This is a genomic window from Pseudomonas defluvii (assembly GCF_001695625.1).
Lineage (GTDB): Bacteria > Pseudomonadota > Gammaproteobacteria > Pseudomonadales > Pseudomonadaceae > Aquipseudomonas > Aquipseudomonas defluvii.
Genome location: NZ_MBPN01000099.1, coordinates 1 through 18139 on the forward strand (window position 1 = coordinate 1; position 18139 = coordinate 18139).

16 protein-coding genes and 1 pseudogene are annotated in these 18139 nt (G+C 58.1%); 12 read left to right on the forward strand and 5 right to left on the reverse strand.

What is annotated here, in order from left to right; genetic code table 11:
• Positions 1-779: cbb3-type cytochrome c oxidase subunit I (locus EKA13_RS21265; RefSeq protein ID WP_176717464.1), on the reverse strand; the 779-nt coding region annotated here is incomplete at its 3' end.
• A gap of 49 nt (positions 780-828) precedes the next feature.
• Here EKA13_RS21265 and EKA13_RS21270 point away from each other — a divergent pair.
• Positions 829-1560: an alpha/beta family hydrolase gene (locus EKA13_RS21270; protein WP_065761226.1), complete on the forward strand. Its 732-nt coding sequence runs from the start codon at positions 829-831 to the stop codon at positions 1558-1560.
• Here the strand turns inward: EKA13_RS21270 and ppnP are convergent.
• Positions 1557-1841 (reverse strand): pyrimidine/purine nucleoside phosphorylase, encoded by a 285-nt coding sequence (ppnP, locus tag EKA13_RS21275; RefSeq protein ID WP_065761227.1) that lies wholly within the window; start codon positions 1839-1841, stop codon positions 1557-1559. The genes EKA13_RS21270 and ppnP overlap by 4 nt on opposite strands.
• A 70-nt stretch (positions 1842-1911) precedes the next feature.
• On the reverse strand, positions 1912-2463 hold the full coding sequence (locus tag EKA13_RS21280; protein WP_065761239.1) for a 3'-5' exonuclease: 552 nt from the start codon (positions 2461-2463) through the stop codon (positions 1912-1914).
• Between the two features lie 224 nt (positions 2464-2687).
• Between EKA13_RS21280 and EKA13_RS21285 the strand changes: the two genes are divergently transcribed.
• A complete protein-coding gene (locus tag EKA13_RS21285; RefSeq protein WP_065761240.1) occupies positions 2688-3434 on the forward strand; it encodes a substrate-binding periplasmic protein in 747 nt (248 codons plus the stop codon).
• Between the two features lie 41 nt (positions 3435-3475).
• Here the strand turns inward: EKA13_RS21285 and EKA13_RS21290 are convergent, their stop codons facing one another.
• The gene (locus EKA13_RS21290; RefSeq protein WP_065761228.1) at positions 3476-5431 is read right to left on the reverse strand and encodes a methyl-accepting chemotaxis protein; all 1956 of its coding nucleotides are present in this window, start codon (positions 5429-5431) and stop codon (positions 3476-3478) included.
• Between the two features lie 428 nt (positions 5432-5859).
• Here EKA13_RS21290 and EKA13_RS21295 point away from each other — a divergent pair, with 428 nt between their 5' ends.
• From EKA13_RS21295 to EKA13_RS21335, 9 genes and pseudogenes are all read left to right on the forward strand, one after another.
• A complete protein-coding gene (locus EKA13_RS21295; protein ID WP_065761230.1) occupies positions 5860-6987 on the forward strand; it encodes an extracellular solute-binding protein in 1128 nt (375 codons plus the stop codon).
• A gap of 23 nt (positions 6988-7010) precedes the next feature.
• Positions 7011-7928: an ABC transporter permease gene (locus EKA13_RS21300; RefSeq protein WP_065761231.1), complete on the forward strand. Its 918-nt coding sequence runs from the start codon at positions 7011-7013 to the stop codon at positions 7926-7928.
• On the forward strand, positions 7925-8722 hold the full coding sequence (locus tag EKA13_RS21305; protein ID WP_065761232.1) for an ABC transporter permease: 798 nt from the start codon (positions 7925-7927) through the stop codon (positions 8720-8722). The genes EKA13_RS21300 and EKA13_RS21305 overlap by 4 nt, the downstream gene beginning before the upstream one ends.
• Before the next feature lie 40 nt (positions 8723-8762).
• Entirely contained in the window at positions 8763-9851 is a 1089-nt protein-coding gene (locus EKA13_RS21310) for an ABC transporter ATP-binding protein (RefSeq protein ID WP_065761233.1), read from the forward strand.
• Positions 9852-9998: 147 nt separating this feature from the next.
• Positions 9999-10781 (forward strand): creatininase, encoded by a 783-nt coding sequence (locus EKA13_RS21315; protein ID WP_065761234.1) that lies wholly within the window; start codon positions 9999-10001, stop codon positions 10779-10781.
• 77 nt (positions 10782-10858) lie between these two features.
• The gene (gene gabP, locus EKA13_RS21320) at positions 10859-12253 is read left to right on the forward strand and encodes a GABA permease (protein ID WP_065761235.1); all 1395 of its coding nucleotides are present in this window, start codon (positions 10859-10861) and stop codon (positions 12251-12253) included.
• Positions 12254-12518: 265 nt separating this feature from the next.
• A pseudogene (locus EKA13_RS21325) lies at positions 12519-13490 on the forward strand (GlxA family transcriptional regulator); the annotation flags it as partial.
• Positions 13491-13728: 238 nt separating this feature from the next.
• Complete coding sequence (locus EKA13_RS21330; RefSeq protein ID WP_065761236.1) at positions 13729-14940, forward strand: M24 family metallopeptidase; 1212 nt, start codon at positions 13729-13731, stop codon at positions 14938-14940.
• Positions 14941-15054: 114 nt separating this feature from the next.
• Entirely contained in the window at positions 15055-16392 is a 1338-nt protein-coding gene (locus EKA13_RS21335) for an MFS transporter (RefSeq protein ID WP_065761237.1), read from the forward strand.
• Positions 16393-16768: 376 nt separating this feature from the next.
• Here the strand turns inward: EKA13_RS21335 and EKA13_RS21340 are convergent, their stop codons facing one another.
• Positions 16769-17782, reverse strand: a complete 1014-nt coding sequence (locus tag EKA13_RS21340; RefSeq protein ID WP_065761238.1) for a GlxA family transcriptional regulator — start codon at positions 17780-17782, stop codon at positions 16769-16771.
• A gap of 258 nt (positions 17783-18040) precedes the next feature.
• Here EKA13_RS21340 and EKA13_RS28435 point away from each other — a divergent pair.
• A partial coding sequence (locus EKA13_RS28435; RefSeq protein WP_245704372.1) for a hypothetical protein occupies positions 18041-18139 on the forward strand: 99 nt, incomplete at its 3' end.

Below are 18139 nucleotides of genomic sequence, written 5' to 3' on the forward strand. Positions count from 1 at the left end.
TGCAGGTGGTGCGGGCCGGCCCAGATGTACAGGGTGATCAGTGCCCAGAAGTGCACGATCGACAGGCGATAGGAGTACACCGGACGTTCGGCTTGCTTGGGCACGAAGTAGTACATCATGCCGAGGAAGCCTGCGGTCAGGAAGAAGCCTACGGCGTTATGGCCGTACCACCACTGGACCATGGCGTCAGTGGCGCCACTGTACAGTGAGTAGGACTTGGTCAGGCTGACCGGCACTTCCAGGTTGTTGACGATGTGCAGGATGGCCACGGTAATGATGAATGCACCGAAGAACCAGTTGCCCACGTAGATGTGCTTGGTGGTGCGTTTCATCAGCGTGCCGAAGAACACCACGGCGTAAGCGACCCAGACGATGGTGATCAGCAGGTCGATTGGCCATTCCAGCTCAGCGTATTCCTTGGAGCTGGTGAAGCCCAGCGGCAGGGATACGGCAGCCAGGACGATGACCAGTTGCCAGGCCCAGAAGGTGAACGCGGCCAGACGCGGCGAAAACAGCGTGGTCTGGCAGGTGCGTTGCACCGAGTAGTAGGAGCTGGCGAACAATGCACAACCACCGAAGGCGAAGATCACCGCGTTGGTGTGCAGCGGGCGCAGGCGCCCGAAGCTGGTCCAGGGGAGGTCGAAGTTGAGTGAAGGCCAGACGAGTTGCGCGGCAAGAAAAACGCCGAGTCCCATCCCGACTATCCCCCACACCACCGTCATAATGGCGAATTGGCGGACCACCTTGTAGTTGTAGGCGGTACTGCTGGTTGTGTTCATGTATGGGTTCCCATCCACGGTTATAGGCAGACTTATTAGCGAGGCAAGCATGAGTAATGGGCAATTGGCCGGTATTGACGGGGATCAATGGGCGCAACGGGTGGCGGCGCGTGGCTGGCGCTGGAATGCCCCGCAGAATCAGGGGGATAAACCCTGTCGCGACGTGTTGATTCTGGCCCACGGTGCAGGCGCCCCCATGGACAGCGCGTTCATGGAAGACATGGCGCAAAGGCTTGCGGGGCAAGGGTTGGGGGTGTTGCGCTTTGAGTTTCCCTACATGGCTCAGCGACGGCTGGATGGCGGCAAAAGGCCGCCGAACCCGCAGGCGGTACTGCTCGAATACTGGCGCGATGTGTACTGTCAAGTGCGACCATCGGTCGCTGGGGTGCTGGCCATCGGTGGCAAGTCCATGGGCGGGCGCATGGCGAGCTTGCTGGCCTATGAACTGGGCGCCGATGCACTGGTTTGCCTGGGGTATCCGTTCTATGCGACGGGCAAGCCGGAAAAACCTCGGGTAGCGCATCTGGCAGCACTGAAGACGCCGACCCTGATCATTCAGGGCGAGCGTGACGCGCTGGGCAATCGCCAAACGGTGGAGGGGTATGCGTTGTCGTCAGCCATCGAGCTGTGCTGGCTGCACGCCGCTGACCATGACTTGAAGCCACTCAAGGCGTCGGGGTTCAGTCATGCCGATCATTTACAGACGGCGGCAGACCGGGTTGTGCGCTTCATTGATGAAGTGAGTGCCGGGGTCAGGGCAACCCCGGCGACGATTGCTTAACCGCGGTACTCGCAAAGGTAGGCGGTGTCGACGGCGACTTTCAGTTGGAACTTGCTGTTGGCCGGTACATTGAACTGGCTGCCAGCGCTGAAGGTTTCCCAGTTGTCGCTGTCTGGCAGCTTGACGGTCAGGGCGCCGGAGACCACATGCATGATTTCGCGCTGGCTGGTACCGAACTCGTATTCGCCCGGAGCCATCACGCCAATCGTGGCTGGACCTTCGGCGGTGCCAAATGCGATGGATTTGACCGTGCCATCAAAGTACTCGTTGACTTTAAACATGGGCGACTCCTGAAAAGGGGGGAAAAAGGTTGGCCAGTATGCCCAAGCGCCCGGTTGCCGTCATCCGCTTTCAAATGCCGCTGGCAGGCAGGGTCAACGGTAGCAGGCGCGCCGTGTTGCGGGCATCTTCCAGGGCGCGGTGCTGCTGCCCGCAAAACTGCAGGCCGGCCAGTTGCAGCGCACCATTCAGGCCGAGTGGACGTTGCAGGTGTCGGGCCTTGGCGAAGCGCTGTTTCAGGTTGATATGGGGAATGCTGGCCAGCAGGCTGTCGACCTCATGCTGTTGCCATTCCTGCAGCAACTGCTTGCGGTCGTAGTCTCCCCAACTGACCCAACCCTCAAGGTGCGGCTGATGGTGGCTGAGCCAGCGCTCGAATTGCGCCCAGACCTCCATGAACGAGGCTGCCGTATCGACATTGGTCTGGCTGATATGGGTCAGCTCGCGGCAGAACGTGGTCAGTTGGGGGCGACGCCGTGGCCGTATAAACCGCTGGAAGTGGTCCACCTCCCGGCCGTCGCGGTTGACCAGGCTGGCACCGATTTCAATGATTTCCATTTCCGCGACTGGCCAGCCACCGTCGTCAGTGGTGGCTTCCAGGTCGATTACCAGCCAATGCCCCATCATTCGCTTCCCATCCAATATGCTGGCTAGAGCGTAGCCAATGCGCGGCGTTTAGGATATCCCCTGTTTTGGCAGCGGTGGCGCCCTTGCTGGCCTACTCTTTGGTTGTGCAAACGTGGTAAAACGCCTAGCTTAAAGGGCGTCCACGTCCCGTCCGTCGAGAGTGTGTAGCCTTGAAGTCCGTGCCATTGCCGCCGCTATTGTCCGCTCTGCTGCTGTTTGCCATGGCGTGGCTCGCTCCGTCGGCAAGTGCCTTCGAGGATGTTGAGGTCCGGGTGGGCGCCGCGCATTTCCCTCCTTACACGGTACGCCCCGAGCAAGGCGCTGATACAGGCTTGTTGCCGCAACTGATCGATGCCCTCAACCAACTGCAGCAGCAGTACCGCTTCGTTCTGGTGCCCACGTCGATCCCGCGACGCTTTCGCGACTTCCAGCACGGTCGCATCGATATGGCGATCTTCGAGAACCCTGAATGGGGCTGGCAACAGATTCCTCATGCCAGCGTCGACATGGGGCTTGAGGATGCCGAGGTGTTCGTTACCCATCGCCTGCCTGGCCGTGATCAAGCGTATTTTGCCGACCTTCAGGGCAAGCGGCTGGCACTGTTCAGTGGCTATCACTACGCCTTTGCCAAGTTCAACTCAAACCCACGCGACCTGGCTGAGCTTTACAACGCCACGCTGACCTATTCCCACGACAGCAACCTGTTGATGGTTCAGCGCGACCGGGCGGATATTGCCTTGGTTACCCGTTCGTACCTGTCGGATTACCTGGCGCGTAATCCTGGCAGCGCTGAACAGCTGTTGGCCTCCGAACGAGTGGATCAGGTTTACCATCACTTCGCCCTGTTGCGCCCCGGTGCACCGATCAGCGGCGAAGCGTTCCAGGGGCTGCTGCAGCAACTACGCGACAATGGAAAGCTGGCGGGTATTTTCAAGCCGTATCAAATCCACGTCGCGAAGTCGCGTTGACGCCGTTGCAGGCTTAGCCTGCCAACACACCTGTACAGCACTCAATCGGTGCGGAAGCGCCCCACCAAGGTGTTCAACTCGCTTGAGATCTGGGTCAGCGAGCGCGTGGTGGTCCTGGACACACTGGATACTTCACTGATACGACTGGCATCGCTGTGAATGTCGGCGATATGGCGGTTGATGTCTTCGGCCACGGCATGTTGTTCTTCGGCGGCGGTGGCAATCTGGGTGTTCATATCCTTGATCGTAGTCACGGCCTCATGCACACCGGCAAATGCTGCCTCCACCTGAGCCGTAAACTCGACCGATTCGTTTGACTGCACCAGGCTGTGATGCATTTCCATCGCCACGCTCTGGCTGCTGCTGACCAGTTTGCCAAGCAAGCCGTTGATCTGTTCGGTTGAATCTGAGGTGCGCTTGGCCAATGCACGCACTTCGTCGGCGACTACCGCAAAACCACGTCCCTGATCGCCTGCGCGTGCGGCCTCGATGGCGGCATTGAGCGCCAACAGGTTGGTCTGCTCAGCGATACCGCGGATGGTGTCGAGAATCGCGGTGATACCCTGGGTATTGTGCTCCAGTTGGCTGATCGACTCCGCGGCCTGACGAATACGGTCCCCCAGGCTGCCGACCTGGCTGACCATGAGCCCGATAACCTGCTGGCCTTTGTGCGCCTGGTCCTGGCCGTGCTGTGCGGCTTCAGCGGCGCGATTGCAGTTGATCGCCACTTCATTGGCGGTGGTGACCATTTCATGGAACGCAGTAGACACCATGTCCACCGCCGTCGACTGACGTTGTGCCGTATCGTCGAGCTGGCTGGCCTGGACACCGATAGCCGCAGCGCCTTGTTCGACCTGCGCGCTGGACGCGCGAATATCCTTGATCAAGTTCTGGATACTGTCGACAAAGCCATTGAAGCCCTTGGCCATTTGCGCGGTTTCATCGTTGCCCTTGATCTGTAAACGGCGCGTCAGGTCGGCCTCGCCGCTGGCAATATCGCGCAAGCCCGCTGAGGTTGTGTTGATCGGTGCAATCAGCACGTGGGACAGTGCTACGCCGCACAGCCCGAAGATCATCACCAGGACAGCGCCCAGCAATGTGATCACCCACACCAGGTGCCAGCCGCCAGCGTTGATTTCGCTGCTCTCGATCAGGGCAATGTAGGTCCAGCCCAAGGTTTGCGACTTGTACACGCTGGCGTTGTAGTCTTTGCCATCCAGTTGCACGGTGTAGAAACCTGCTGGTTGGTTGGCAAGAAAGGCATACCCGTCACCCAGGCTCGCCAGGGCTTTGAAATTGTTGGTGGGGTGCATTGGGTCGGCCAGCACGTTGCCATCACTCTCCACTAACAACAGATAGCCGTTGTTACCAAAACGGATCTTTCCGGCCACTTCGGTCAACTTGTTCAGCGAAACGTCCAGCGACACGACACCCGTTCCGCCATCGGCATCGATAAAGGTCTGTGCCGTGGAAACAATAATGGCGTGATCCTCGGCAAACGTATAAGCCTGCGTGCGAACAGGTTTGCCATTGCCCGTTAGGGCGGCCTTGAACCAAGGCCGTTCTCGCGGATCGTAGTGGGCGCGGATATCTGACTCTGGCCATTGCAGATAATGCCCCTGGCTCGTGGCCGCATAGACGTAGGCGTAACTGGGGTGCGATTTGCCCATCTGTGCGAACAGCTCATAGATCGCAGCGCCCACCCCGCTATCAGGGGCGTGCATCTTCGTCACGTGTGATGTTTCGATATAACGCTGAAGGGTATTGTCGGCGGACTTCAATACCTGCGTCTGACTCAATAGCGTGACGTTTTCTGCGACACTTTCAAGGAAGAAAGAAAAGGCATTATCCACTTCATGAATTTGTTTAATGCTGCTCTGGTTGAACTGTTCGCGTTCCCTGTTCATCGCCTGGTTGGCGACAAACAACGTAATCATCAATACGGGAATCAACGTGACGCCAATAAAGGCGGCTATGAGTTTGAAGCGAATCGTCATACAACCCTCTACTTTTTATTATTTGTGTTGTCCGGGTGAATTAGCTGTTTCAGAAAAACGTGGCGGCCCATTGAAAGAACAACCTGGGGATGCCGTCCTTGAAGTACGCAAAAATCGCCAATCGAGCGGTGTACGTCAGCAGTTTGGCACGCCTGAGCCCAATAAAATCGGCGAGGGCGGATCTGATCAATTTCAGGTCGGACACGTACAAAAACGGCGTGTGGGTATCTGCTGCAATGCTTCTCGGGAATCCGTCAATGCATGCGTTGCATGGGCGCATTCAATTCAATGTTTATGTTGCAGCGGCGGGGCTGAGAGGAAGGGGGCGTTGACGGTATTCCTCCTCTGTTCGCGTACCCAAACAGAAAAAAGCAAGAGGCGAGGCCAGAAGGACAGAAGCAACTTTCCATCACCGAGGAGAGACAATAATGAAAAAAAGCATCGACCTTTCACGCCGTACATTCATCAAAACCAGCAGTATCCTGGCGGGCACCGCCGCGCTTTCCAGCTTCCTCCCGATGAGAAGTTTCGCGGCAGCGGAAAAAGAGCTGGTTATCCTGGCATGGGCCGGGCACGCAGAACCGGATATCGTTGCCGATTTTGAGCGCCAGTATGGGGTCAAGGTCCGGGCCAAGTACTATACCGGCGGGGATAACATGCTCGGGTTGATATCACAGTCCCCGCCCGGCACCTTCGACCTGATCCTGTCTGATGCCGAGTACGTGCAGCAACTCAATGCCGCTGAATACATTGAGCGGCTCGATCCCGCCGACTACCCCTTCGATGATTTCTACCCCGAATTCCAGCACTTCCCCGGGCACTGGAAAGGCGATGAACTGTACTCGGTCTTGATTCGCTTCGGCTTTCTCGGCATCGCCTACAACACCTTGCTTGTTCCTGAAGCCAAGGTGCGCAGCTACAGCGTGTTCTGGGACGACAGCCTCAAGGGCAAGGTCGGGCACTTCGATTGGCACTTGCCCAACCTGGGGCAGATCAGTTTGGCCAATGCTAATGCGCGGCCCTACGACATCGATCCTGCGCACTGGCAAAGCGTCAAGCAGAAGATGATGACCCTGCGCCCGCAGATCGGCGGGTTCTTCGATTATGGCGGAACCTTCTCGTCGCTCAAGAACGGTCAGATCCATGCGATGTGCGGCATCGGCGACTGGATCACGGGTGTGTTGCAGCGCTCCAGCGCGCCGCTGAAAACCGTGGTGCCGGAGGAGGGTGGGTTGCAATGGACGGAGTCCTACTGCATTGCCAAGAATGCTCACAGCCCGGAGCTGGCGAAGAAGTTCATCCAATACATCACCTCGCCGGAAGGCCAGGTCAAGTCGGCGAAAATGGCCGCCTATCCCGCACTCATCCCCAACAAGCGGGGGTGGGAGCTGCTGAACAAGACCGATCCCGCCGAAGCCAAGCGTCAAGGCATGGTGCTCGGTCAGCACAACGTCATGGATGACATCCGAGCGGGTCGCATCAAGTACCGCGAGCTTCCGGTCCAGCAGAGCCTGGAGGACTGGAACGACTTCTGGTCCGAATACAAGGGTGCTTGACGAAGCGTGCGGAGGTGGTCGCAATGATGTCAAACAAGTTAAAGATTTCGCCGCCTGTGGTAACCAACGGCAGCACGGTGCAGCCGCGTGGCGGCAGAAGGGGCTTGCGCTTGCCCGGGTACGGCCTCAGCTTCTCGATGCCGATTCTGATCTGGCAGTCGGTCTTCTTCGTATTCCCGCTGGCGTTTCTGGTAGCGATCAGTTTTTGGGTCGTACGCAACTTCCGGATGGTGCCGACGTTCGAGTGGCTGAACTGGAGCTACATGCTCAGCCGCGGGTTCTTCTGGGACGCCTATGCCCATACCCTGGCGATGGCTGCGGGGGCGGCAGTGCTGATCAGTGTGGTGGCGTTGCCCTGCGCTTACACCATCGCGTTCAAGTTTCGTGAGTCGGTAAAACAGTTGATCGTGCTGTTGCTGATCACACCGTTCTTCACCAGCTACCTGGTGCGCACCTATTCATGGCAGGTGTTCCTCAGCGATAACGGCATCCTCAATGCCGCGCTGGGCCAGTTCGGGCTGGAACCCCTGACAATGCTGAACACTGCGTTTGCAACCTATGTCGGTTACTTCACGCTGTGCCTGCCGCTGGTGGTGTTGCTGCAGTTGTTCAGCCTGATGTACATCGACCGTTCGCTGATAGAGGCCGCGCACAATCTGGGTTGCGGGCGGATACGCACGGTGTTTCTGGTGGTGGTGCCGGCGGCACGAATCGGTATCGTCGTCGCGGCGCTGTTCTGCTTCATCCTGACGTTCGGTGACTTCGTCAGCCCGCTCTATCTGGGCGGTGGCCAGCCGCCGACCTTGAGCACGCTGATCACTGATACCACCAAGTCCGGCCAGCAATGGCCACGTGCGGCGGTGATCGCAACGATGATGATCGTTACGTTGTTGATCACGGCTTTCGCAGCGGTTCGCTTCGCTTATCGGAGGCGTGCATGAACGAGCATCGTCTGATCAACCTGGTGCTGCGCAGTTACGTGGCGCTGGTGTTTGTCTTCATCTTCACGCCGATTGCCGGCAGCGTCGTGTTCTCATTCAACATCGACCGTTTCCCGTCCTTGCCATTGGGTGGTTTCAGTCTGCACTGGTACGAGACCATCGCCGCCGACCCAGCGGTGTGGCAGGCATTCAGGAACAGCCTGATGGTGGGTGTGGTGGTGTCCCTGGTGTCGACCGTGCTGGGCTTCACCGCGGCCTATACCGACTACCGCTATCAGTTCTTCGGCAAGTCGATCTACATGGCGCTGGCGTTGCTGCCGCCAACCATTCCGGTGGTGATCATGGGGTTGGCCATGCTGGCTTTCCTGTCGCGGGTCGGGCTTTCCGGCGAGATCTACGCGGTGATGATCAGTCACGTGGTGATGTGTGCACCGTTCGCGATGGCGGTGATCCGGATGCGCCTTGCGCAGATGGATCCGAACATCGAGGCGGCGGCATGGAACCTCGGTGCCAATCAATGGAAGGCCATGCGCTTTGTCATCCTGCCGTTCACCGCCCCAAGCATCTTCGCTGCGCTGTTCGTGACCATGGCTGTTTCTTTCGATGAGTTCGCCGTCGCCTGGTTCGTGTCCGGGCTCAACGAAACGGTTCCGGTACGCATCCTGAATACGTTGCAGGGGCAGGTGAGCCCGACCATCAATGCGATCGGCACGATTGTCTTCATCACGACGATGACGTTGGTGATCCTCGCACAACTGCTGCTGATGCGGCGAAACAAGCCTGCAACGGTTTGATGTCACCCTGGTACATAACTGGACCCGAAGGATTTCAGCCATGACTCAACCGCTGGTGGTATTCGATAACGTGGTCAAGAATTTCGGCAGTTACCATGCTGTCGAGCGCATGAACCTTGAAATTTACAAGGGCGAGTTTGTTGCGATCATGGGCTCGAGCGGCTGCGGCAAGACCACGACGCTGCGCATGCTCGCCGGGCTCGACAAGCCGACTGAAGGCGAGATACGTCTCAACGGCGAACGGATCAACGACCTGTATTCCTGGGAGCGGGAGACGCCGCTGGTTTGGCAGAACCTGGCGCTGTTCCCGTTCCTCAATGTGGTCGAGAACGTCGAGTTTGGCCTGCGGATGCGCGGCATGGCGAAGGCCGAGCGACGCAAGAAGGCGCTGCAATGGCTTGAGCGGCTTGGCTTGGAAGAGTTTGCCATGCGTGACATCAGCCTGCTCTCCGGCGGCCAGCGTCAGCGTGTGGCGCTGGCACGCTCGCTGGTCACCGAGCCATCAATCCTGTTGCTCGATGAACCGCTGAGCGCACTCGATGCTCATTTGAGCGTGCGCATGCAGGGCGTGCTGACCGGGCTGCAGAAGGACCTTGGCATTACCTTCGTCTACGTCACGCACAGTCAGTCCGAAGCCTTCGCCATGGCCGACCGTGTGGTGATCATGAGTCGGGGCAGGGTAGAGCAGATAGGCTCGCCGAAGGACGTTTTCCTGGAGCCGCACAACCGCTTCGTCGCCGAGTTCATCGGTGGCAAGAATATTCTCTGCGGCACGGTCACAGGTTTCGACGAGAGGGGGCTGGTTTGTGTCAGCTCGCAGCACGGTGAGTTTCTTGCGCGGCGACCGGAGGGCAAGGCGATCGCTCCTGGCGAGCAGGTCACTGTCTGCCTGAGCGCCGAGCATATCAACCTGACCCTGCACCCCAGCCGGTCCAACCGCCTGGCCTGTACCGTGGTCGGTGAAGAGTTCATTGGCTCGATGGTGAATATCTACCTTGATGCCGGCGATGGGCTTGAACTGCAGGTGCAGAAACCGCATGCCGATTACAACCGACTTGGCCTGCGCAATGGACAAGACATCGTTGCCGAATGGGACGGCGCGTGTGCGTTGATCCTGCGCGGCGATTGAGCATCGGGGCACGCACGGCGTGCATGTTCCCCAACGGGGCAGTGCACAAAACAAGGCTACCGCTGCACCACGGCAGTAACTATAGTGGCGCGCGGTTCGGCGCTTGAAAAACATGAAGATAATAAGACACTTACAGAGGGTGTGTGCATGAACAACAGCGTAGTGATCGGCGAACTCACCTGGCCAGAATATGCGCAGAAGGTGGCCGACGGTTGCCCGATATTCCTGCCCGTCGGCGCATTGGAGCAGCATGGCCATCACATGTGCATGGAGGTCGATGTCCTGTTGCCGACAGCGGTCTGCAAGGCGGTAGCGTTCAATGTCGATGGCCTGGTTTTGCCCGCGCTGGCCTATGGGTACAAGTCTCAGCAAAAATCGGGGGGTGGCAACCACTTTCCCGGAACGACGAGCCTTGATGGCGCCACGCTGACCCATACCGTTCAGGACATCATTCGAGAGCTGGCACGTCATGGTGCGCGCAAGCTGGTGTTGATGAATGGGCATTACGAAAACTCGATGTTCATTGTCGAAGGTATTGACCTTGCCCTTCGCGAACTCCGTTATGGCGGCATCAACGATTTCAAAGTGGTGGTGCTGTCCTACTGGGACTTCATTAACGACCCGGCCGTGATTGAACAGCTTTATCCCGAAGGTTTCCTCGGTTGGGATATCGAACATGGCGGTGTCTTCGAGACGTCGCTGATGCTGGCCCTGCACCCCGACAAGGTCGATCTGAGCCGTGCTGTCGACCATCCCCCGGCCACCTTCCCGCCGTATGACGTCTTTCCCATCATCCCAGAGCGCACGCCGGCATGTGGAACCCTGTCTTCCCCTAAAGGCTCCAGCCGCGAGAAAGGCGAACTGATCCTGAGTGTCTGTGTCTCCGGTATCAGCGCCGCAGTGCGGGAGGCGTTTGATCTGACAACATAAGAGCATCCGTGAGCGCCGAAACAACAACCTGCAACTGATTCTTCACCCTCCTAAATAGAATAAAAAGGGTAAATATCATGTCCAACAGCTCCACTCTGGCCCCAGGCCTCAAGCAGCGTCATGTCACCATGCTCTCCATCGCCGGTGCCATTGGTGCCGGCCTGTTCATCGGCTCAGGGCATGCCATCGCGTCTGCCGGCCCCGCGGCGATTCTGGCTTACATTTTTTCCGGCACGCTGGTCGTTCTGGTCATGCGTATGCTGGGCGAAATGGCAGTAGCCTCACCGGATACCGGATCATTCTCCACCTATGCCGAGCGGGCGATGGGACGTAGCGCAGGCTTTACCATCGGCTGGTTGTACTGGTGGTTCTGGGTGTTGGTGATTCCAATCGAAGCCATTGCCGCCGCTGCTATTCTGCACGCCTGGTTCCCTGCGGTGCAGACGTGGGAGTTTGCAATTGCGGTTACCGCGCTGCTGACGGTAACCAACCTGTTCAGCGTGGCGCGTTATGGCGAGTTCGAGTTCTGGTTCGCCATGCTCAAAGTCATTGCGGTATTGGGCTTCATCGCCATTGGTGGGCTGGCCCTGGCAGGCGCATTGCCCGGTAGAGAGGTGAGTGGCGTCATGGAGCTGAGCAAGACGTTTGGTGGCTTCATGCCTAATGGCATGACCGCTGTCATCGGCGCGATGCTTACCACCGTATTCAGTTTCATGGGCACGGAAATCGTCACGATTGCAGCGGCTGAATCCCAGAACCCGGCCAAGCAGATTACCCGCGCGACAAACTCGGTCGTCTGGCGCATGGGTATTTTCTACATTGTCTCGGTCTTCCTCATCATCTCCATTGTTCCCTGGAATGACCCCATGCTTCGGGAGGTGGGTTCTTATCAGCGAGCGCTTGAGCTGATGAACGTTCCGCAGGCGAAGATGATTGTCGATATTGTGGTACTGATAGCGGTGGCCAGCTGCCTCAACTCAGCCATCTATACGGCCTCGCGCATGGTCTACTCCCTGAGCAAGCGTGGAGATGGCCCGCAAGTGCTGCAGAAAACTACATCGTCGGGTGTGCCCTATGTGGCGGTACTGACGAGCACCGCCGTCGGCTTTCTGACGACCGCGCTCAATTACTTCGCGCCCGATGAAGTGTTCTCGTTCCTGCTTGCCAGTTCGGGCGCTGTCGCACTGCTGGTGTACCTCGTGATTGCGGTTTCTCAGCTCAAACTTCGCAAGAAATTGAATGAGTCGGGGCAGCACATTGCATTCAAGATGTGGTTTTACCCATGGCTCAGCTACCTGGTCATTTTCTGTATCTTGAGCATCCTGACCGTTATGTTGATGTTGCCAGAGCATCGTATGGAAGTGATTGCTACCGGTGCGCTCACGCTGTGCATCGTCTGCATGGGCTCAATCTTCAACGCCAGGAAGACTGCTGTGCAAACCATTAAGGTCGCTTCGACGGAAAGCGTTTGACGCCAGACCTCGCTGGCGCCCTCTATCACTGACCTGTATACGGCCTGCTCTCAGAGCAGGCCGGCTTTTTCCTTCCCCCGCCGCCAGTGCTTCTGGCGCGCCTGCTTCCCCTTCGAAACGACATGGACCCACGCCAGGTGGGCGCCGAATGTAAACAATCGAGGGTCGAATTCAGACAATGTCGGCGGTGTTGTAGATCTGATAATCCACTCAAGCGCGCTTAATTCTTGCGCAGAGGTGGCAGGTTTTGATGACAAATACCACTATGGCAATCGACGATAAACAGCACGGTCCGCATGAACGCGTACTTGAGTCGGTGGGCTTTTTGCTGGTCAACAACTTCTCCCTGATGGCCATGTCTTGCGCCGTTGAGCCGCTACGCCTGGCCAATCAGTTGTCGGGGCAGGAGCTCTATCGTTGGCACACCTTGACCCTGGATGGTCGCCCGGTATGGGCCAGCAATGGCCTGCAGATATCTCCCAACGCGGCTGCCAGTAATGCACCAGCAATGGACGCACTGTTTGTGTGTGGCGGCAAAGGCATTGAGCGCAGTTGTACTGCTGAACAGGCGTCCTGGCTCAAGTCACAGTCCGAACAGGGGCTGCACTTGGGCGGTGTGTGCTCTGGGAGCTGGGCCTTGGCCGCAGCCGGCCTGCTTGATGGTTACGATTGCAGTGTCGACTGGCCCTACCTGATGGACATGCAGGAGGGTTTTCCTGGGGTCACCCTAAGCGCGCAATTGTTTGTGATTGACCGCGATCGTTATACGGCCTCAGGCGGTACCGCTTCCCTGGACATGATGTTGCGGTTGATTGGCGCGGGGCATGGGTCAGAACTGGTGGCGCAGATCTGTGAGACCCTGGCCTTTGATCACCGGCGCAACGAACAGGGCCATCAGCGCTTGCCACTCAAGCACATGCTGGGGCATGCGCAGCCGAAACTGCAGGAAGTCGTGGCGTTGATGGAAAGCAACCTGCGCGAACCGCTTAGCCTCGATGAACTGGCCAGCTACCTGAGTGTTTCCAGGCGGCAGTTGGAGCGGTTGTTTCTGAAGTATCTCTACAGTACCCCCATGCGCTATTACCAGAAGTTGAGGTTGATGCGGGCACGGCAACTGCTCAGGCAGACGGCGCTGCCGGTGATGCAGGTCGCGACTGAGTGCGGCTTCATTTCAACCCAGCATTTCTCCAAGCGCTACCGTGAACACTATGGCGTTCCCCCCAAGGATGAGCGCGTGCATCGTCGTCGCATGAGTTCCCCGCCGCTGCATTGAGGGCATTACTGGCGCGACACCTGTCCGGCCCCGAGATTTCTCGGGGCCGGTTTTTTTTGGCCGTGGTGTCCACGATTCGGATCTAACCAATTTCGGGTCGGGCACGTACAAAAGATGCCCCTGGGTATCTGCTGCAATGCTCCTCACGGACCCGGCCAAAAGCGGTGTACCGAATCGCTAACAATGACAAGGAACACAGACGATGCAAATGCCAAAAACAATCCAGATCCGCAACGGCGATAAAGTCCAATCGACCTTTTCCGAGCAGGAATATGCCGATCGCCAGGCCAAGCTGCGTGCTTATATGGCGGCCCAGGATATCGATGCGGCGGTGTTCACTTCCTACCACAACGTCAACTACTACAGCGATTTCATTTACTGCTCCTTCGGCCGCCCTTACGCGTTGGTCGTGACCCAGGACAAGGTGGTGTCGATCAGCGCCAACATTGACGGTGGTCAGCCATGGCGTCGTACCGTGGGCACCGACAACATCGTCTACACCGACTGGCAGCGTGACAACTTCTTCGTCGCCATCGAACAAGCGCTTCCCAAAGCGGGCCGCATCGGTATCGAGTTCGACCATCTGAACCTGCAGAACCATGCGAAGCTCGCTGCGCGTTATCCGCAGGCGCAATTGGTCGACATCGCCGCACCCTGCATGCGTATGCGCATGATCAAGTCCGCAGAAGAACACGTCATGATTCGTCATGGCGCGCGCATCGCCGACATCGGCGGTGCGGCGGTAGTCGAAGCATTGCGTGACCAGGTACCTGAATACGAAGTGGCATTGCACGCTACTCAGGCGATGGTGCGCGAGATCGCCCGCAGCTTCCCTGAAGGCGAGCTGATGGACACCTGGACCTGGTTTCAGTCGGGCATCAACACCGACGGCGCCCATAACCCAGTGACCAGTCGCAAGGTCAACAAAGGGGATATTCTGAGCCTCAACTGTTTCCCGATGATCGCCGGTTATTACACCGCCCTTGAGCGCACCCTGTTCCTCGATCACTGCTCCGACGAGCACCTGCGCTTGTGGAACGTCAACGTCCAGGTCCATGAAGCGGGCCTGAAGCTGATCAAGCCTGGCATGCGTTGCAGCGACATCGCTCGCGAGTTGAACGAGATCTACCTTCAGCACGACCTGTTGCAGTACCGTACCTTCGGTTACGGTCATTCATTCGGCACCCTCAGCCACTACTACGGCCGCGAGGCGGGCCTGGAGTTGCGCGAGGATATCGATACAGTACTCGAGCCAGGCATGGTGGTGTCGATCGAGCCGATGATCATGCTGCCTGAAGGCATGCCGGGTGCTGGTGGCTATCGCGAACACGACATCCTGATCGTCAACGAGCAGGGTTCGGAGAACATCACCAAGTTCCCTTACGGGCCAGAGAAGAACATCATCAAGAAGTAAACGTGATACGCCGCACAGGGATGTGCGGCTTTTTTTTCCCTGGTCAACGTTGCCAGGGGAGAAGCGAGCCAGCCCTACATTTCGCCGGAAATAACAATAAAAAGGGTACTTGTCATGTCTACCACCTCCACGCTGACGTCAGCCCGGTTTCATTCACGCGAGCAAGATGCTGAACGGCAGGCACTGCGCAAGGCAGCGCGTGCCAGTTTCATGGGTAACTTCGTCGAATGGTTCGATTACGCCGCCTACGGCTATCTGGCCACAGTCATCGCCGCCACCTTTTTCCCGCAAACCGATAAAGCCACGGGTTTGCTTGCAACCTTTGCCGTGTTCGCTTTGTCCTTTATCGTTCGCCCTCTGGGCGGATTGGTATGGGGGCACTTCGGTGACAAGTATGGGCGTCGCAATGCGTTGTCCTATTCCATCCTGATCATGTCCATTTCGACGTTTTGCATCGGTGTCCTGCCCACCTATGGGCACATCGGCTTGTGGGCACCGGCGTTGCTATTGCTTATCCGACTGGTCCAGGGTTTTTCTGCTTCCGGTGAGTACGCCGGTGCTTCGGCATTTCTTGCTGAGTATGCGCCACAAGGCAAGCGAGGGCTGTACACCAGCATCGTGCCGGCGAGTACTGCCGCAGGGTTGCTGTTCGGCGCGGCCTTCGTTGCGGGCCTGCATGGCCTGTTGAGCAGCGAAGACATGCAAAGCTGGGGTTGGCGCGTGCCGTTCTTGTTGGCAGCACCTTTTGGCCTGGTCGGCCGTTACATCCGCATGAGCCTGCAGGACACCCCCAAGTTCCTGGAAATGGAGCAGCGCCTGGAAAACAAGGAATGTGCCACAGCAGCGCCGATCCGCGAATTGCTGACCGTGCATCGTCGCAGCGTCATCATCGGTATCGGCGTCACCTGCCTCAACGCTGTGGCCTTTTACCTGTTGCTCAGTTACATGCCGACCTACCTGTCGACGGAAATGGGGATGAGTGAGAGCGACTCCTTTATTGCCTCGACCGTCTCACTGGCGACCTACATCGGCCTGATTTTCCTCATGGGCAAACTGTCCGACTTCTTCGGTCGCAAGACCATGCTGGTCATGGCGTCGGTGTTGTTCCTGTTACTGACGTTCCCATTGTTCGGCATGCTGGATCATCAGCCATTGGTGGTCATTCTGATGATCCAGATCATCTTCGGCGCCATGCTGGCCATGAACGACGGTACCTTGCCGAGTTTTCTCGCAGAGATTTTCCCGACCCGGGTGCGCTTCAGCGGCTTTGCCTTCAGCTTCAACATCGCCAACGCCTTGTTTGGTGGTACTGCGCCGTTTATCGCCACGTGGTTGATCCAGCTGACGGGCAACAAGATGGCGCCTGCCTGGTACTTGTTGGCGGCAGCCTTGGTCGCGCTGGTGGCGATGCTGTCGGTGCGGGAAACAGCGCATGCAGCGCTGCGGGATTGATTGATTCGCCAGGCAGGCCTGCGATGCAAACACCGCGAAGGTACTGGCACCGCGCCGATGCCATCGCGGGCAAGCCCGGCTCCTACAGCTGGCGCGGGCTCTGTTGGAGCAGGCTTGCCTGCGATGCAAGCACCGCGAAGGCACTGGCACCACAGCGATACCATCGCGGGCAAGCCCGGCTCCTACAGGCGGCTCGGTCTTCGTTGGAGCAGGCTTGCCTGCGATGCAAGCACCGCCAAGGCACTGGCACCACAGCGATGCCATCGCGGGCAAGCCCGGCTCCTACAGCTGGCGCGGGCTCTGTTGGAGCAGGCTTGCCTGCGATGCAAACACCGCGAAGGATGCCATTGCAGTTCAAGACTGCGTTCCAAAGACGTTACTGCAATGCGCCTTTTTTGCGCTCGCCCATGGGGGACAGGCCAAAGAATCGGCTGTAACACTTGGAGAAGTGCGCAGGCGAGGCGAAACCGCAGGCCAGGGCGATATCGCGTACCTGGGACTCACTGCGCAGCAGCAACTGACGTGCCCTCGACAAGCGCAATTCCAAGTAGTACTGGCTCGGGGTACGTTGCAGGTACTTGTTAAACAAACGCTCCAGTTGCCGCACCGACACATCGTTCAAGGCGGCCAGTTCATCCAGCCCTACTGGCTCCTCAAGATTGGCTTCCATGATGGCCACCACCTGGCTGAGCTTGGGTTGAGACGTGCCCAGCTTGCTGCGCAACGGTACCCGTTGCTGCTCGCGCGCGCCGCGCACCCGGTCACACAACAGCAGCTCGGCAGCCCGCGCGGCGATCTCTGAGCCGTTGGGTTCGCGGGCGACCAGTTGCAGGATCATGTCCATGGCGGCGACGCCGCCTGAACAGGTGTAACGGTCGCGGTCCAGTTCGAACAACTGATTGGAAATGATGATCCCGGGGAAACGATCCTTGAGTGCTTCGATGTCTTCCCAGTGAATGGTGCAACGGTAGCCTTTGAGCAGGTCAGCGCGGGCCAGCAGGTGGCTTCCGGTACAGATCCCTCCCAATGGGATGTGTTGATGGGCCAGCTTGCGCAGCCAATTGAGCAGTGGTCGGCTGCTGTGGTCGGAAACGATAGGGTTGGCGCCTACGACGAAAAGAATGTCGAGGTCGGGTGCGTCTTCGATGGCGTAGTCTGGCAGCACGCGCATGCCGTTACTGGCGGTCACCGGGTCGTGATTGGCAGCAATGATGACGGTCCGGTACAAGATTTGATGCGCGGCCATGTTGGCGATGCGCAGGGTTTCCACGGCCGACGCGAAACCGATGGTAGTGAAGTTCGGCAGCACCAGAAAACCGATGGTCTTGACCGGCTTTTGCGCCTTGGCCAAATGATCCGCAGCGGCTGTGCCCTTCAATGTCTGGGCCATGTTCTTTCCTCTTATGCATCGGTAATGCGTTCTCCGGCATTAGCATCGAGACATCGCAGTACGGGTTATTTTTCTTGTTGTCCCTGCCTGCTTCCAGGCGTTCGGATAGTACACCTTGTGGGGGCGTGGTGCCTGACCCTTGGAGGGATTGCCGGGCATTTGGATGTCGATATCAGACAAACATGACACCTGTCGTTTTTGCACAATCGGCTCAACAAAAAAAACAGCGACGGAAGGTCTCCGTCATGAGGAGAGAGCATGTTCAGTAAAAACGATCAACTCCAGGGTTATGACGATGCACTGCTGGCGGCGATGAATGCCGAAGAGCAGCGTCAGGAAGATCACATCGAACTGATC